Source organism: Allorhizobium paknamense (genome assembly GCF_030815125.1).
Taxonomy (GTDB): Bacteria; Pseudomonadota; Alphaproteobacteria; order Rhizobiales; family Rhizobiaceae; genus Allorhizobium; species Allorhizobium paknamense.
On the sequence record NZ_JAUSWH010000004.1, the window covers coordinates 13,990 to 30,270 of the forward strand.

The window sequence follows — 16,281 nt, forward strand, 5'->3', positions numbered from 1 at the left end:
ATAGTGCCAGCGCCGCCGAAAGGCGGCATTTTTGATTTTTCCGGAGATGAAAAGGACTTGACTGCCATGGCCGAGAGCTCAACGCCGCTGTTCAACACGTTTGCACGTGCACCGCTGCGTTTCGAGCGAGGAGAGGGCGTCTGGCTCTATACCGAAGGCGGTGACAAGTATCTGGATTTCGGCGCAGGCGTTGCCGTGACCTCCTGCGGCCATTCCCATCCGCATCTGGTGGAGACGCTGAAGTCCCAGGCCGAAAAGGTCTGGCATCTCTCCAATCTTTATGAGATCCCCGATCAGGAGCGGCTTGCCCGCCGGCTGACCGAAGCCACCTTTGCCGACAAGGTCTTCTTCACCAATTCCGGTGCGGAAGCGCTGGAATGCGCCATCAAGACCGCGCGGCGCTATCATTTCTCCAAGGGCCAGCCCGAGCGCTTCCACATCATCACCTTCGAGGGCGCCTTTCACGGCCGCACCATCGCCACCATTGCGGCTGGCGGTCAGGCGAAATATCTCGAAGGCTTCGGCCCCAAGGCGGAAGGTTTCGACCAGGTGCCCTTCGGCGACCTGGACGCCCTGAACGCTGCCATTACCGACAAGACTGCGGCCCTGCTGATCGAGCCGATCCAGGGTGAAGGCGGCATCCGTGTCGTGCCCAACGAGTTCCTGCGCGAATTGCGCAAGATCTGCGACGAGAAGGGCCTGCTGCTGATCCTCGACGAGGTTCAGTCCGGCGTTGGCCGCACGGGGCGCTTCTTTGCCCATGAATGGGCTGGCGTGACGCCCGACATCATGGCGGTTGCCAAGGGTATCGGCGGCGGCTTCCCCTTCGGCGCCTGCCTTGCCACGGAAGAGGCAGCCTCCGGCATGGTGCCCGGCATTCACGGCACGACCTATGGCGGCAATCCGCTGGCCATGGCGGTGGGCAACGCAGTGCTGGACGTGGTTCTCGCCGATGGTTTCCTGGAGCAGGTGCGGGATGTGTCCCTCATCTTCCGCCAGGGTCTTGCCGCCCTGAAGGACCGCTTCCCGGATGTGATTGCCGATGTTCGCGGCGAAGGCCTGATGCTCGGCATCAAGGCCGTGCAGCCCAGCGGCGAGCTGTTGCAGGCGCTGCGTCAGGAGCATCTGCTGACCGTGCCGGCAGGCGACAACGTGCTGCGCCTTCTGCCGCCTTTGACGGTGACGGCCGATGAGGCCCGCGAGGGCCTGAGGCGCATCGAGCAGGCCGCCGAACAGTTGACCGCCCAAAGCCCGGCCAAGGCCGCACACGCTTGAGACACAGGTAAGATCATGACATCCCTGAAGCATTTCATTGACCTCTCGGCCATGACCGCCGAGGACCTGAACCATATTCTCTCCGACGCCAAGGACCGCAAGGCAAAGACCAAGGCCGGCACCGCCGACAAGCCGCTCGCTGGCAAGATGCTGGCGATGATCTTTGAAAAGCCCTCGACCCGCACGCGCGTTTCCTTCGATGTCGGCATGCGGCAGTTGGGCGGGGAAACGCTGTTTCTCTCCGGCACCGAAATGCAGTTGGGCCGCGCCGAAGCCATTGGCGATACGGCGCGCGTGCTGTCACGCTATGTCGATGCGATCATGATCCGCACCACCGATCACACCCGCCTGCTGGAAATGGCCGAACACGCCACCGTGCCGGTGATCAACGGCCTGACGGATATGACCCATCCCTGCCAGATCATGGCGGATATCATGACCATCGAGGAGCATCGCGGACCGGTGAAGGGCAAGACGCTGGCCTGGACCGGCGACGGCAACAATGTGCTGCATTCCTTCGTGGAAGGGTCCGCCCGCTTCGGCTACCGCATGACCATGGCCGTGCCGATGGGATCGGAACCGGATGACCGTATCCTCAACTGGGCCCGCGACAATGGCGGCGACATCATGCTGTGTCACGACGCCGAGCGCGCCGTGAAGGGCGCCGATGCCGTGGTGACGGATACCTGGGTTTCGATGAACATGGAGCACAAGGCGCGCGGCCATAACATCTTCCAGCCCTATCAGGTCAATTCCGCGCTGATGCAGCAGGCAAAGCCCGAGGCGCTCTTCCTGCACTGCCTGCCTGCCCATCGCGGCGAAGAAGTGACGGACGAGGTGATCGACGGACCGCAATCCGTCGTCTTCGACGAGGCAGAAAACCGCCTGCATGCGCAGAAGTCCATCCTCGCCTGGTGTCTGGGCGCCGTGTGACCCGACAGGGGCGGCAGGCATGCGGGTGAGACGAACGTCAACATGGTGGAGCCAGGGCCTGAAAAGGGGCCTCGCTCTCTTGTTTCTTTTGCTTCTCACGGCACCGCCATCGCGGGCGGCGGAAGGGCAGGCAGCCTTTCCCGTGCTGTTCGATGCCAAGGAGCGCCTGCCGAAGCCGGATCTTTCCGATCTGCTGCGGCTGCGCTTCCTGACAACCAATGATTTCCCGCCCTTCAGCTTCATGGACCAGACCGGCCACCTGACCGGCTTCAACATCGAACTGATCCGCGCCATCTGCGTGGAACTGGGCGTTGCCGCCAAATGCGAGATCCAGGCCGTTCCCTTCGGGGATATCGAAATTTCCCTGTTGAGCAAGCATGGCGATGCCGCCCTCGCCGGCAATGCGGTCACGCGCACACTGCGGCAGGATTTCGCTTTTTCCCGGCCCTATCTGCTGCTGCCCGCGCGGTTTGCCGTGGGCAAAACCCTGGCATCCGCCACCTCACCGGAGACGTTGAAGGGCAAGGCCGTCGGCGTCCTGGCCGGTTCCGCCCATGAGCAGATGCTGAAGGCCTTCTTTCCCGACTTGACGCCGCAGGCCTTTCCCGACCGCCCTGCCCTGCTGGAGGCATTGAAAACCGGCAAGGTCAGCGCAGTGTTCGGCGATGGGCTGCAATTGTCCTTCTGGCTGGCAAGCCCGGCCTCGGGTGCGTGCTGCGGTTTCCTGGGCGGCCCCTATCTCTCGCAACACTTCCTTGGCGAAGGCATGAGCCTGATGGTGCGCAAGGAAGACGGCTTCCTGGCCGCCGCCTTCGATCACGCGCTTGCCTCGCTTTCCCGAGACGGCACGCTTGATGCGCTTGCGCGGCAGTATTTTCCGCTTGGTCTTTACTGATGCGTTCAGGCTCAAGGGCCGAAGGAACTGAAACCCACCGTCTCGGCAATCGCGGCCCGCAATTCATCAAGGCCTTTCGATTTCTCGGAGGAGGTGCTCAAAACCACCGGATAGGCGGCGGGACGCTTGCGGATCTTTTCCAGCGTTTCTGAAATCAGACGCGGCACGCCTGCTTCCTTGATCTTGTCCTGCTTGGTCAGCACCACCTGATAGGATACGGCGGCCTTGTCGAGCAGCGTCAGCACATCCTCGTCATTCTTCTTGATGCCATGGCGGCTGTCGATCAGCACATAGACGCGCTTCAGTGTGGAACGGCCGCGCAGATAGTCAAAGACCAGCTTGGTCCAGGCATCCACCTGCTCCTTCGGCGCCTGCGCATAGCCATAGCCGGGCATGTCGACCAGCGCCATGGGAGGGAGGTCAGTGCCTTCGCCGCTGAAGCCCTCGGGCACGAAATAGTTCAACTCCTGCGTCCGGCCCGGCGTATTAGAGGTGCGCGCCAGCCCCTTCTGCCCCACCAGCGCATTGATCAGCGAGGATTTGCCGACATTGGACCGGCCCGCAAACGCCACTTCCAGCGGCCCTTCCGGCGGCAGGAATTTCATGGACGGCACACCACGGATGAAGATCCAGGGCCTGCCGAACAGCGGCTGATCGGTTGGGGTCTTCGTCTCGGTCATGGGTCCTGCCAGATTGAAAGAAGGGATCAAAAGCAAGTGCCGGTCTGCTACCAGACCGGCACCGATCAGTTTACTTGGTTTCCACCGATTTTCGTCGGAAAACCTTCCTCAGATTGTCGAAGAGTTCGATCTTTACGCCGTGGCGCTTCATGATCACCGATTGCTGGATCACCGACAGCGTGTTGTTCCAGGCCCAGTAGATCACCAGACCGGACGGGAAAGAGCCGAGCATGAAGGTGAAGACCAGCGGCATCCAGTTGAACAGCATGGCCTGGGTCGGGTCCGGCGGCGTCGGGTTCATGCGCATCTGCAGGAACATGGTGAAGCCCATGATGATCGGCCAGATGCCGAGATGCAGGAAGGTCGGGGCATCGAAGGGCAAGAGGCCGAACAGATTGACGATGCTGGTCGGATCCGGCGCGGACAGGTCCCTGATCCAGCCGAAGAACGGTGCATGGCGCATTTCGATGGTGATGTAGATCACCTTGTAGAGCGAGAAGAAGACCGGGATCTGCAACACCAGCGGCCAGCAACCGGCAACCGGATTGATCTTTTCGGTCTTGTAAAGCTCCATCATCGCCTGCTGCATGGCCATGCGGTCGTCGCCATGCTTGGCCTTCAGCTCTTCCAGCTTCGGCTGGATGCGCTTCATATTGGCCATGGAGGCATATTGCTTGCTGGCCAGCGGGAAGAACAGCGCCTTCACCACAATGGTCGTCAGCAGGATCGCCACACCGAAATTGCCGACATGACGGAAGAAGAAGTCCATCAGCTTGAACATCGGCTTGGTGAGGAAATAGAACCAGCCCCAGTCAATCATCCGGTCGAAGCCGGGAATGGAATAGCTGGTCTCGTAGGCGTCGATGACCGGCACTTCCTTGGCACCCGCAAAGATCAGCGTCTTCAGCGAGACGGACTGGCCGGGCGCAACCGTGACGGCATCATTCTTGTAATCGGCCTGGAAACGCGGCTGGCCATCGGTGAAATGCGAAAAGCGCGCGTCATAGGCTACAGCCTGCGGCGGAACCATGGCTGCCGCCCAATACTTGTCGGTAATGCCGAGCCAGCCGCCGGTCGCCTTGGGCAGGCTCTCGTTTTCCTTTTCAATGGACGCGTATTTCGCTTCCGTCAGGCTGTTGCCAGCGCCGATGACGCCGAGAAAGCCTTCATGCAGAACATAGGCGGATGGCGTCGTCGGCTTGTTGTAACGGGTGATGCGACCATAGGGCGCAACGCTTGTTTCAGCGGAGCCGCTATTGGCCACCGTGTCCTCGATGGTGAACATGTAATGCTGGTCCACCGAAATCTTGCGGGTAAAGGTCAGCCCCGCATCGTTCGTGTAGGTCAGCGTGACCGGCGAGGTCTCTGAAAGCTTCGCGCCCTCCTTCACCGTCCAGACGGTAGAGGGGCCGGGAACCGAACCGGAATTGGTGCTGCCGACAAAGCCAAGCTCGGTGAAATAACCGTCCTTGGTGTCGGCGGGATTGAGCAGGGTGATGATCGGGCTCGTCTTGTCCACGGTCTCGTGGTAGCCCTTGAGCCGCAGGTCGTCGAGACGGCCACCCGTCAGATTGATCGAGCCGGAGAGCGCCTCGGTGTCGATTTCCACGCGCTGGCTCTTGGCAATGGCATCTTCGCGGCTGGCGGTTGCCGATGCCTGGCTGGCGGGCAACGTCCCGTTGACGGTATTGCCGGGCGCCGGATTGCCGGCGGCATCCTTCGGCTGCTGCTTGGCAAGTTCAGCCTTCTGCTGAAGCTCGGCCTGCCGCTGCGCCTCGATCCGAGGGTTCATGTAAAAGAACTGCCAGCCCAGGACGACCAGCACGGAGAGTGCAATCGCTATGAAATAATTGCGGTTGTTTTCCATCATGTTTTCCTGGAACGGGTCCTGTCGGACGGCCGGAATGGGTCGTCATTGCGGATGCGGCGGGTGAGATGTGCCGTCAGGTCCTCGAAAGGAGCGGTCAGCACGTCGCGGCGCGCCACGATCACATAGTCATGCCCGGGCTTCATTGCAAAGCCTGCGGTCAGACGAACCGCCTCTTTCAAGCGGCGGCGCATGCGATTGCGCTCGACGGCATTGCCCTGCTTCTTGGTCACGGTAAAGCCGACACGCGGTGGAGAGCCGGGATCGGCCCTGTCGAGAACCTCCAGAAGCACATAGCGCCCCTTGCGCTTCTCACCCTCGCGAACGGCAAGAAACTGCGGCCGGCTTTTCAGCCGCCCGACAGTCAACTCTTTCGTTTCTGACGTCATACGCCCGGCTCTTTCATCGGGCCGCCGGCCTGATCAGGCCGACAGACGCTTGCGGCCGCGGGCGCGGCGAGCAGCCAGAACCTTGCGGCCGCCGGCAGTTGCCATGCGGGCGCGGAAGCCATGACGACGCTTGCGAACAAGCTTGGAAGGCTGGTAGGTACGCTTCATTTATTTAATACCGCGGTGTGCGGCCCTTCTTTATTTTGCACATTGTGCAAGAGCGTTGGATTGATGCGCATGCCAAAGGCCCGCCAAGGCGGGTATGCTGCGCGAACGCGCGGCTTATACGGATGAAGCCTGCCGGAGTCAATGAGAGGCAATGCGGCGAAACATGTACCGATTAAAGTCATCAAAGCCCGTGAGGCAGCGTCAAACTTCGCATCACCAAGAAAGCTTTCCTTAAGCCATTGCGCCCCATACTTGCATAAGCATATTATTTTTAGGGTGGGGACCCATGAAAATTAAGGGTAAAGTAAACGCACTGGTTGCGGTGATGGGTGCAGCCGCCATCATCATCGGCGCGATCGGCATCTTCGTCACCTTGCGGTACGGAGAAAAGCTGGATGAATTCAAGGATATCTCCGAGCGCGTCTATTATGGCGAAAAATTGAACCGTCAGGTCACCGCTGTCGTCATGGAAGCACGCGGCATTTATGCCGCAAGCGACAAGGACAAGGCAAAGCCCTTTGCGAAAGGCGTGCTGCAGAACCTGGACGAAATGGAGAAGGTGCTTTCCCTCTGGGCGCCGCTTGTCCCTGCTAGACAGAAAAAGACCTTCGATGCCATGGTCGAGAAGGCAGGCGAGTTCCGCAAGTACCGCACGGAAACAGTTCGCCTTGCCAATGATGTTAGCGTTACCGCCGCCAACGAGCAGGGCAATAACGAGGGCAACCGTAACAATCGCAAGGCGTTTCAGACCCAGATCGACCAGCTCGTCAATGCCGACCGTACCGACCTCGATAGCCTGCAGCATTCGCTGGAAAGCTTCAAATTCGCCATGGTGGCAACCCTTGGCGGCGTGACTGTGCTGGCGGTGATTGCCGGAGCCGGCCTTGGCCTCGTGCTGGGCGGTACGCAACTCAGCCGCCCGATTCTCGGGCTGACCGAGGCCATGCGCAAGGTGGCCGATGGCCGCTTTGAAACCGTCATTCCCTTCGCGGGCCGCAAGGACGAGATCGGCGACATGGCTGCTGCCGTCGAGGTCTTCAAACAGAATGGGCTGGCCGTCAACAAGATGCATGCGCAGGATCTGGCCTTGCGCACCAAGAGCGATGCACTTCAGGAGAAGCTGGCCGTGGTGGTGTCTGCCGCAGCGGACGGCACCTTCCATCACCGTATCGATGCCCGTTTCGAGGATGAAAACCTCGATCGCTTCGCCGCCAACGTCAACATGCTGCTGGAAAGCGTGGAAACGGCGGTGAACGAAGCGGGCCGGGTGATGCGCAGCATTGCCAAGGGCGACCTGACCGGCAGCATGAATGGTCACTTCAAGGGCGTCTTCGCCGATCTGCAGCAGAACATGAACGGCACGCTGGAGCGTCTGAGGCAGACGATTGGTGAAATCGGCGGAAAATCGACCACAATCGACAAAAGTGCTATCGATTTGAGCGGGGCTGCGGACGATCTGGCCCGCCGCACCGAGCAGCAGGCCGCGGCCCTTGAGGAAACCTCGGCTGCGCTGGATGAAATCACCGTCATGGTGCGCTCCTCCAGCGACCGGGCCATGGAAGCCAGCCGCATGGTCTCCGATGCCAAGGAGAGCGCCGAGCAATCCGGGCGGATCGTGCGGGAGGCCATTGGCGCCATGGGGCGGATCGAACAGGCATCCCGGGAAATTTCCCAGATCATCAACGTCATCGACGAGATCGCCTTCCAGACCAATCTTCTGGCGCTCAATGCGGGCGTCGAGGCGGCGCGGGCGGGCGAAGCGGGCAAGGGCTTTGCCGTTGTTGCCCAGGAAGTCCGTGAACTGGCGCAACGCTCTGCCAATGCCGCCAAGGACATCAAGGCGCTCATCCATCGGTCCGGCGATGAAGTGCAGGGCGGCGTGCAGCATGTGCAACGCACGGGCGAAGCGCTTTCCACCATCGAACATCAGATCGTGCTGATCGACGACAACGTCCAGGCCATTGCGTCCGCCGCCAAGGAACAATCCACCGGCCTGCAGGAAATCAACACCGCGATCAACGATATGGATCAGGTCACCCAGAAGAATGCGGCCATGGTGGAAGAAACCTCGGCTGCGACCCGCAGGCTGAAACAGGATTCGCAGGCGCTCGCCACCCTGGTCTCCGGTTTTGTCCTGGAAGATGGAGGTTCTTCCTTCCAGCAACAGGGCCAGAACCATCAGCGCGCATCGCTGGCTGCATAAGGGTCTTGTCGAGGCCGCCAACGGCACCGCCTCTTGAAAAACAGGACCGCCCGCGCCACTTCCCGTCCTGGCGCGGGCGGCTTGTTATTGGTTTTCGTGCAATCGGCGTTTATAGTGCGGGATGATACGCTTGCGACGATTCAATTCAGGCCGGGCGTTTCGTAGCGCCAACGATGTGGCCGTCTTTTGAAAGGCGGCGAAACCAGAGACGAGCGGATCGGTCCGGCCCTTCAAATGCCGGGCTTCCGAACGGTGAAGAGGCCTTGATGTTCGGTCTGAACACGTGGGACAAGACCCGGCCTGCCGAAAGCGAGGACAAAGGCGGTTCGCGCCTGTCGCTGCGGATGCCGAGCCGTCTGCGGGGCCTTTCCGGCAAGCTGCTGGTGCTGACGGTGATTTTCGTGCTTTTGGCGGAAGTGCTGATCTTCGCCCCCTCCATCGCCTCGATGCGGCTCAACTGGCTGCGCAATAATCTCAACAAATCCGCTGCCGCCGCCGTGGTGATCGATGGCCTGCAATCGGTGGAACTGCCTGAGGACGTGCAGCAGGACACGCTGGCGGCCACCGGCACCAAGGCCATCGTGCTGCGCAAGGAAGGCACCTCGCGGCTTCTGGCCGTCAGCGGGGAAATGCCGCAGCAACTGGACAGCCAGTATGATCTCACCGATGTGGACACGCTGACCGCCATCAAGGACGCGCTGGACACGCTGCTCTTCGGCGGCCACCGCATGATCAGCGTCAGCGGCCCCATTGGCGAAACCGCCATGCAGGTGGAAGTGGTGATGGAAGACAGCATATTGCGCCGGGCGCTGCTGCAATATTCCGCAAAGATCGCCATCTACTCCCTGTTGATTTCCCTCATCACCGGCGTCTTGCTGTTCGTTTCGGTCAACCGGCTGCTGATCCGCCCCGTGCGTCGCCTGACCCGCAATATCGAAGATTTTGCCCGCGATCCGGAAAATCCGGCCAATGTCATCCAGCCCTTCCCGGGGCGGGACGAACTGGCCTTCGTCGCAGCCCATCTGGGATCGATGCAGACGCAGTTGCAGAGAACGCTCAGGCAGCAGCGCAATCTCGCCGATCTTGGCCTTGCCGTTTCCAAGATCAATCATGACATGCGCAACATCCTTGCCTCGGCGCAGCTGATGTCCGACCGGCTCTCCGATGTCGAAGATCCGCTGGTGAAAAGCTTCGCCCCGAAACTGGTGCGCACCATCGACCGGGCCGTCAGCTACACCACGGAAGTCCTGACCTACGGCCAGGCCTCGGAAGCGGCACCCAAACGCCGCCGTTTTGCCCTGCATCTCATCTGCCAGGATCTGCGGGACATGCTGGCGCTGGGCCCGGATATCGAATTTGTCGACCAGATCACCCCCGAGCTTGAGGTAGAGGCCGATAGCGAGCAATTGCTGCGGGTCATCCATAATCTCTGCCGTAATGCCTCTCAGGCGCTGGCAGGCTTCATCACCGAAGCGCCCGGCGGGATCGGGCGGATCACGCTCTCGGCCCAGCGCATCGGCAGCGTTGTGGCCATCACCGTCGATGACAACGGCCCCGGCATGCCGCAAAAGGCGCGAGAAAACCTGTTCTCGGCCTTTCGCGGCTCGGCGCGCTCCGGCGGCACAGGTCTCGGCCTCGTCATTGCCCGGGAACTGGTTCTGGCCCATGGCGGCACGATTGCGCTTGTCGAAAAGCCGGGACCCGGCACGCAGTTCCGGATAGAGATCCCGGATCAGCCCGCCATGCTGGACGAATTTCGCCGTCGCGCAAATGGGCAATCTTGATTAACAATCAAATGCTTGCGCTGAAATTGAAATTGCCCGGCAAAATTTTGCGCGAAGAGGCTTGCATTCGGACGCAGGACGCTTTAGAGGATCGCTCACGCCGACGGAAGGTTGGCAAGCGCACCCGTAGCTCAGCTGGATAGAGCACCAGACTACGAATCTGGGGGTCAGGAGTTCGAATCTCTTCGGGTGCGCCATTTCCTTTTTCCTATGAGTTCACGCAGTCGAAAAGTCGCTTATACAGCGCTTACGAAAACGCGTGATAATTGCGAATTTCGATGTGATCACTCCTTTAAAACCCTTATGATTGCTTCGGCGGGTTTTCCCCGAATGCTTATTAGTGTTTTGAGGCTTTAACTATGACTGAGGAATCTCCGTTAAGACTCCTTCAAGAGGCAAGCTTGCAAGCTCATGCAGTTATAAGAGATGAAATCGCGGGACTTTTTGCGCGATACGGCACCCTCACCCCTGATGTAACCCAAACATTAAAACGACTCTTTGTTTACTTATCGGATCGAAATCAGGCGGTATCGTTTTTGGTAAGCTGGGGGTATTCATGGGACGCTGAAATCATAATGCGGTCCCTCTATGAAACATCTGCAAAAATACTTTTTATTTGCCTAGCAGACGACAAAGAAAAGCCCGAGCTCTTAAAAGAGTTCTGGGACAAGCTGGGCTCAATTGGTAACAAGCGAAGAGCAAGGAAAGCAGAATTCTGTGCTGAAATATTAGAGACTGATACGGTCCCTACTGCAATATTCCAAGCATTGAATGATGAACGTGTTTTCGATTTCGGCTCCACAGGAAATAAGGCCGAACGAAAACGATTGGAGCAGAAGTGGTCTTTCTCGGAAATAATAGCTTCGCTTGACGGTAGAGTTGTTGATAGCAAACCTCTCGTTGGCATTAAAAGTATGCTGCACCTCTACGGCATGTGCAGCCATCTCGCTCATGCAGATAGCACAGCTCTAGACCTGATGACCGACCGCGCATTACGTTCGAAGGATGAGTTACTACATCTTGAAGCAGGTCACATTTCAAGAATTTTAAGCGATCAGGTCAGTTTGACATGGCTCTGCGCTGAGGCATTGCGCCATCACTTTAAAGGTGAGTTCGATGACAAGAACCGGTTTTATGAAGCCTTCCAAAGTACGGAAAAGCTAGCTGAACCCATTCAAGCTGCCTTCAACGACAGCCAGCGAGCTTTTTATGAAGGCCTCTATCCGAAAAATTAGTCACGGTCATCTCCAGGTTGCGCACCCACCTCATCTGCCTAGTTTTTGCGGCACCTTCCGAAGCAAAGCGCCCAAAAATCAAGCATAAAAACCTGTTGACTAGAAAGTAATCTGGCAATAGCGTCAGGTCCAACATGGCCTTGACGCCGATGGCAAATAAGCCCCGTCACCCGTTTGCTAACGGGGCGGGGCTTTTTTTGTTTTCGGGGAGGGTCTGAACCGGAAGGCAGAGAATGAGCCGCGTGACCATCCCGATTTCCCTCCTCTATTCGACCAGCGGCGTTTATGCCGCGCTGGGGCGCGAGGCGGTGGATGGTGCCATGGCCGCGATTGCCGAGGTCAATGGCAATGCAGGCCTTAGCTTTCGGCTGGAGCCGAAACTGGCCGATCCGGCTGGCAGTGCCGAGCGCTATGCGCTGCTGGCGGAGACGGCCATTCGCCACGAGGGCTGCCAGCATATCATCGGAACGATCACCTCCTGGAGCCGCAAGGAGGTCCTGCCGGTCATGGAGCGCTATCGGGCGCTGCTGTGGTATGCCTTTCCCTATGAAGGCTATGAGGCAAGCGATAGCATCGTCTATCTTGGCGCCTGTCCCAACCAGCATCTGGTGCCGCTTTTCGACCATGTGCTGCCGCGCTTCGGGCAGAGGCCGTTTATTGTCAGCTCCAACTATATCTGGGGCTGGGAGATCAGCCGCATTGCCCGGGAATTCACCGAGGCATCCGGCGGCACGGTCATTGCCGAGCGTTTCGTGCCGCTGGGGGCGACGGATGTTGATCATCTGATTGCGGAAATCCGCGAAACCAGGCCGGATTTCATCCTGAGCAATCTGGTCGGGCAATCGGCAGCAGCCTTCCTCGCGGCCTATGACGGCTTGCGGCAACGGGATCAGCAGTTCGAGGCGGGCGAGACCCCGGTGGTGGCCTGCAATCTTTGCGAAACCGATCTTGCGATGCTGACACCGACGCAGCGGGCGGGTCACATCACCACGGCAACCTATTTCGACGATCTGCCGACGGCGGAAAACCGGGCGTTCAAGGCCCGCATGGCAGAGCGTTTCGGCAGGGAGCGCCGCTACACCACGCCCTTTGCCTCGGCCTATGTGGCGGTTTCCATGCTGGCGCAGTCGATTGCCGATGCGGGAACCGATGCGCCGGACGCCATCCGCCGCATGGTCACCGCCCGCAGGTTTTTAACGCCGATCGGTCCGGTTGAGGTGAATAGCCGCACGCATCACGCCGCGCTGATCCCCCACCTCGCCCTTTCGGATGAAAAGGGACATTTCAACCTGTTCCAGAGCGCGCCGACGCCGGTGGAAGCCGATCCCTATCTCTTGCATGCCCCCCGCAGAACCATCACCCCGCCCCCGCTCAAGGTGATCAAATGAACCGCCCGCGCCGCCCTTCCCTTGCCCAATGGCACGCCGTGATCCTGCACCGGGACCACCCCTCGGTGGAGGCGCTGCGCCGCCAGCTGGAACTGATGCATATTCGCGTGTCCGTGGTCTGGCCGCAGCTGGACTCGGCCCATGCCGAGGCTGACGTGGTTTTTTTCGATGCCGATATGGGCCATGACGGACAGTTTCCCTGGCCCGCCGGCTTTGCGCCGATGCCGATGATCGCCCTGATCGGCTCCGAAGCGCCGGGCCGGATCGAATGGGCGCTGGCCCAGGGCTGCAATGCCCATCTCTTGAAGCCCATCGGCTCTACCGGGGCCTATAGCGCCCTGCTGATCGCCTCCCATGCCCATCAGGCCGAGCGCCATCAGGCGGATGATATCCGGGCGCTGGAAAATCGTCTCAGGCAGCGGCCCGTGGTGGTGCATGCCATTCTGGAACTGCTGCGCCAGGGCGCGCGCGACGAGGCCGCCGCCTGGCGGCAATTGCGCCTGCTGGCGATGGAGAGCGGCATGACCATAGAGGACGCCGCTTCCTCTCTCTGTTCCCCCGCCCCCACGGCACGACAGGGCACGAAACCGTCCTGAACAGATAAGTCGAAAGCATCGAACCGGACATCAGCAACCGATGACCGGAAACACTCGATGTGACCATGAAAGAAGGAGTAAGACGCGCGTGTTAATCACAGAAGGCTACGCCCCCTATGGCGAATACCAGACCTGGTATCGCATCACCGGAGATCTCAAATCCGGCAAGCCACCGCTGATCGTCGCCCATGGTGGTCCCGGCTGCACCCACGACTATGTGGACAGCTTCAAGGACATTGCCGCTACCGGTCGCGCGGTCGTGCACTACGATCAGGTGGGCAATGGCAAATCCACCCATCTGCCGGAAAAAGGCGGAGATTTCTGGACGGTCGACTTCTTCAAGGCCGAGTTGCACAATCTGATCGACCACCTCGGCCTTCGTGGCGGCTATTGCCTGCTGGGCCAGTCCTGGGGCGGAATGCTGGGGGCGGAATTTTCGGTGGACCGGCCGGCAGGCTTGAAGGCGCTGGTGATCGCCAATTCGCCCGCCTCGCTGAAGACCTGGGTGGCGGAGGCCAACCGCCTGCGCGCCGATCTGCCGGCCGATGTTCAGGCGACGCTTCTTGCCCATGAAAAAGCCGGCACCACCGACAGCGAAGCCTATGCGAAGGCGACCGATGTGTTCAACCAGCGCCATGTCTGCCGCATCGTGCCGATGCCGCCGGAAGTGCAGCGCACCTTTGACGCGATTGCCGCCGACCCCACCGTCTACCACACCATGAACGGGCCGAACGAATTCCACGTCATCGGCACCATGAAGGACTGGAGCATCGAGGGCCGGTTATCGACCATCAATGTGCCGGTGCTGCTGATTTCCGGCAAGTATGACGAGGCGACCGAAGCCTGCGTTCAGCCCTATGCCGATGAAATTCCGGACGTGCGCTGGCGGATTTTCGAGCATTCCAGCCACATGCCGCATGTGGAGGAGCGAGAGGCCTGCATGGCGCATGTCTCGGCCTTCCTGGACGAGGTCGCGTGAGCGCGGGATCCGACAGACCACATGAGTTCAGGCATTTCCGGACCGACGCTGTGCCGGAAATGCCAGCACAAGCCGCCTGATCACACCCACAAGAACAGAGGGAACAAGATAGCATGATGATGGGCTTCAAAACATCGAACCGGATCACCTGCCGCAAGGCCTTATCCCTGACCGCATTGGCACTGGCCACCGCAACCGCCCTGACCGCCCCGGCACGCGCCGATGAGCGCGCCGACCTGATGGCGAAGCATCGCGGCGGCACCATGACGCTGGCCGCCGTGGCGGCAGCCGGCACGCTGGATACGGCTATCAACTACACCGGCCAGTATTGGCAGGTGTTCCAGATGACCAATGACGGGCTGGTCAAGTTCAAGCAGGCAGCGGGCACGGAAGGCTTCAAGATCGTGCCGGACGTTGCCGAGGCGATCCCGGAAGCCCAGAACGACGGCAAGACCTATGTCTTCAAGATCCGCAAGGGGATCATGTTCTCCAACGGCAAGGAGTTGAAGCCCTCGGATGTGGCGGCCTCCTTCCAGCGCATCTTCAAGGTCAACGGCCCGACCACCGGCAGCTTCTATAACGGCATTGTCGGGGCCGACAAATGCATTGCCGATGCGGCAAACTGCACGCTGGAGGGCGGTGTGATCGCCGATGACGCGGCAGGCACCGTCACCATCAACCTGACGCAGCCGGATTCGGAATTCTTCGCCAAGATGGCCGTGCCGCATGCCAGCATTCTGCCGGCGGATACGCCCGCCAAGGATGCCGGCACCACGCCGCTGCCAGCCACCGGCCCCTATATGATCGACAGCTATAACCCCAATGACAGCATGGTGCTGAAGCGCAATCCGCATTTCAAGGAATGGAGCGCCGATGCCCAGCCGGAAGGCTATGTCGATGAGATCGTCTACAAGTTCGGCATGACGGAAGAGGCGATCATCAATGCCATCCAGAACAACCAGGTGGACTGGATGTTCGACCCGCCGCCCGCCGACCGCCTGCCGGAACTGGGCGCGAAATACGCCAAGCAGATGCATATCGATCCGCTGGCGGCCTTCTGGTACCTGCCTATGAACACCAATCTGGCCCCCTTCAACAACATCAAGGTGCGCCAGGCCCTGAATTATGCGGTGGACCGCGATGCCGTGGTCGGCCTTTACGGTGGCGACGTGCTGGGTTCTCCCACCTGCCAGATCCTGCCGCCGGACTTCCCCGGCTACAAACCCTTCTGCCTCTACACCAAGAACCCGGGTGAGAGCTGGAGCGAACCGGACATGGACAAGGCCAAGGCGCTGGTGAAGGAAAGCGGCACCGCCGGTGAAAAGGTGACGGTGATTGCCGAGGACAATGCCGTGGGCCGCGCCATCGGCACCTATGTGCAGAGCCTGCTGACCGATCTCGGCTATGACGCCTCGATGAAGGCGATCTCCTCCAACATCCAGTTCACCTATATCCAGAACACCAACAACAATGTGCAGATCAGCGTGACGCAGTGGTACATGGATTATCCCGCCGCGTCGGACTTCCTGAACGTGCTGCTCTCCTGCGACAGCATCCATCCCGGCAGCGATTCCTCCATCAACATCGCCGGTTACTGCAACAAGGATCTCGATGCCCAGATGAAGGCGGCGATGACGCTGTCGCTGAAATCGCCGGAGGCTGCCGAGACCGAATGGGCCAAGATTGACCACGCCTATATGGAGCAGTCGCCGCTGGTGCCGCTGTTTACGCCAAAGAGCGTCAACTTCAGCTCCGCCCGCCTCGGCAACTACCTGTTCAACAAGCAGAACCGTTGGGTCATCTCGCAGGCCTGGGTCAAGTGACCCTGTCTGGATGACCCCGTGCCGCGGCGGCGCCGCACCGCCGCCGCGGCTCCCTTTTATGTTCAG

General features: G+C 60.1%; 14 protein-coding genes and 1 tRNA gene. 11 read left to right on the top strand and 4 right to left on the bottom strand.

The annotated features are described in order from the left end of the window. Positions 1-66 precede the first annotated feature (66 nt). From QO005_RS07740 to QO005_RS07750, 3 genes are read left to right on the top strand one after another with little or no spacing between them, the layout of a single operon-like run. Complete coding sequence (locus QO005_RS07740) at positions 67-1,275, top strand: aspartate aminotransferase family protein (RefSeq protein ID WP_307157432.1); 1,209 nt, start codon at positions 67-69, stop codon at positions 1,273-1,275. Positions 1,276-1,290: 15 nt separating this feature from the next. Next, positions 1,291-2,208: an ornithine carbamoyltransferase gene (gene argF / locus QO005_RS07745; protein WP_307157433.1), complete on the top strand. Its 918-nt coding sequence runs from the start codon at positions 1,291-1,293 to the stop codon at positions 2,206-2,208. 19 nt (positions 2,209-2,227) lie between these two features. Then, on the top strand, positions 2,228-3,103 hold the full coding sequence (locus QO005_RS07750) for a transporter substrate-binding domain-containing protein (protein WP_370878018.1): 876 nt from the start codon (positions 2,228-2,230) through the stop codon (positions 3,101-3,103). Between the two features lie 11 nt (positions 3,104-3,114). Here the strand turns inward: QO005_RS07750 and yihA are convergent, their stop codons facing one another. From yihA to rpmH, 4 genes are all read right to left on the bottom strand, one after another. Then, entirely contained in the window at positions 3,115-3,783 is a 669-nt protein-coding gene (gene yihA / locus QO005_RS07755) for a ribosome biogenesis GTP-binding protein YihA/YsxC (protein WP_307157435.1), read from the bottom strand. A gap of 70 nt (positions 3,784-3,853) precedes the next feature. Further along, complete coding sequence (gene yidC / locus QO005_RS07760; protein WP_370878033.1) at positions 3,854-5,650, bottom strand: membrane protein insertase YidC; 1,797 nt, start codon at positions 5,648-5,650, stop codon at positions 3,854-3,856. Beyond that, a complete protein-coding gene (rnpA, locus tag QO005_RS07765; RefSeq protein ID WP_307157437.1) occupies positions 5,650-6,039 on the bottom strand; it encodes a ribonuclease P protein component in 390 nt (129 codons plus the stop codon). Before rnpA ends, yidC begins: the two co-directional genes overlap by 1 nt. Positions 6,040-6,072: 33 nt before the next feature. Next, positions 6,073-6,207, bottom strand: a complete 135-nt coding sequence (gene rpmH, locus QO005_RS07770) for a 50S ribosomal protein L34 (protein WP_302074998.1) — start codon at positions 6,205-6,207, stop codon at positions 6,073-6,075. A 286-nt stretch (positions 6,208-6,493) separates the two neighbouring features. Here rpmH and QO005_RS07775 point away from each other — a divergent pair, with 286 nt between their 5' ends. The 8 genes from QO005_RS07775 to QO005_RS07810 all read left to right on the top strand — a co-directional run bounded on the left by QO005_RS07775 (position 6,494) and on the right by QO005_RS07810 (position 16,215). After that, entirely contained in the window at positions 6,494-8,410 is a 1,917-nt protein-coding gene (locus QO005_RS07775) for a methyl-accepting chemotaxis protein (RefSeq protein ID WP_307157438.1), read from the top strand. A gap of 266 nt (positions 8,411-8,676) precedes the next feature. Beyond that, positions 8,677-10,194, top strand: a complete 1,518-nt coding sequence (locus QO005_RS07780) for an ATP-binding protein (protein ID WP_370878019.1) — start codon at positions 8,677-8,679, stop codon at positions 10,192-10,194. A 120-nt stretch (positions 10,195-10,314) separates the two neighbouring features. Further along, positions 10,315-10,391, top strand: a tRNA-Arg gene (locus tag QO005_RS07785). A gap of 162 nt (positions 10,392-10,553) precedes the next feature. Next, on the top strand, positions 10,554-11,429 hold the full coding sequence (locus tag QO005_RS07790) for a DUF5677 domain-containing protein (RefSeq protein WP_307157439.1): 876 nt from the start codon (positions 10,554-10,556) through the stop codon (positions 11,427-11,429). Positions 11,430-11,662: 233 nt separating this feature from the next. Beyond that, the gene (locus tag QO005_RS07795; protein ID WP_307157440.1) at positions 11,663-12,817 is read left to right on the top strand and encodes a transporter substrate-binding protein; all 1,155 of its coding nucleotides are present in this window, start codon (positions 11,663-11,665) and stop codon (positions 12,815-12,817) included. Next, a complete protein-coding gene (locus tag QO005_RS07800; protein ID WP_307157441.1) occupies positions 12,814-13,413 on the top strand; it encodes an ANTAR domain-containing response regulator in 600 nt (199 codons plus the stop codon). Before QO005_RS07795 ends, QO005_RS07800 begins: the two co-directional genes overlap by 4 nt. A gap of 40 nt (positions 13,414-13,453) precedes the next feature. Continuing rightward, positions 13,454-14,392 carry a proline iminopeptidase-family hydrolase gene (locus tag QO005_RS07805; RefSeq protein ID WP_370878020.1) on the top strand — a complete coding sequence of 313 codons (939 nt, stop codon included), beginning with the start codon at positions 13,454-13,456 and terminating at the stop codon, positions 14,390-14,392. 113 nt (positions 14,393-14,505) lie between these two features. Next, on the top strand, positions 14,506-16,215 hold the full coding sequence (locus QO005_RS07810) for an ABC transporter substrate-binding protein (RefSeq protein WP_307157443.1): 1,710 nt from the start codon (positions 14,506-14,508) through the stop codon (positions 16,213-16,215). The last annotated feature ends 66 nt before the right edge of the window (positions 16,216-16,281 follow it).

Coding starts and splice junctions, on each gene's coding strand:
- QO005_RS07805 (WP_370878020.1), top strand. CDS start 13,454: ATGACCGGAAACACTCGATGTGACCATGAAAGAAGGAGTAAGACGCGC.
- yihA (WP_307157435.1), bottom strand. CDS start 3,783: ATGACCGAGACGAAGACCCCAACCGATCAGCCGCTGTTCGGCAGGCCC.
- argF (WP_307157433.1), top strand. CDS start 1,291: ATGACATCCCTGAAGCATTTCATTGACCTCTCGGCCATGACCGCCGAG.
- QO005_RS07775 (WP_307157438.1), top strand. CDS start 6,494: ATGAAAATTAAGGGTAAAGTAAACGCACTGGTTGCGGTGATGGGTGCA.
- QO005_RS07810 (WP_307157443.1), top strand. CDS start 14,506: ATGATGATGGGCTTCAAAACATCGAACCGGATCACCTGCCGCAAGGCC.
- QO005_RS07740 (WP_307157432.1), top strand. CDS start 67: ATGGCCGAGAGCTCAACGCCGCTGTTCAACACGTTTGCACGTGCACCG.
- QO005_RS07780 (WP_370878019.1), top strand. CDS start 8,677: ATGTTCGGTCTGAACACGTGGGACAAGACCCGGCCTGCCGAAAGCGAG.
- QO005_RS07800 (WP_307157441.1), top strand. CDS start 12,814: ATGAACCGCCCGCGCCGCCCTTCCCTTGCCCAATGGCACGCCGTGATC.
- rpmH (WP_302074998.1), bottom strand. CDS start 6,207: ATGAAGCGTACCTACCAGCCTTCCAAGCTTGTTCGCAAGCGTCGTCAT.
- QO005_RS07795 (WP_307157440.1), top strand. CDS start 11,663: ATGAGCCGCGTGACCATCCCGATTTCCCTCCTCTATTCGACCAGCGGC.
- yidC (WP_370878033.1), bottom strand. CDS start 5,650: ATGGAAAACAACCGCAATTATTTCATAGCGATTGCACTCTCCGTGCTG.
- QO005_RS07790 (WP_307157439.1), top strand. CDS start 10,554: ATGACTGAGGAATCTCCGTTAAGACTCCTTCAAGAGGCAAGCTTGCAA.
- QO005_RS07750 (WP_370878018.1), top strand. CDS start 2,228: ATGCGGGTGAGACGAACGTCAACATGGTGGAGCCAGGGCCTGAAAAGG.
- rnpA (WP_307157437.1), bottom strand. CDS start 6,039: ATGACGTCAGAAACGAAAGAGTTGACTGTCGGGCGGCTGAAAAGCCGG.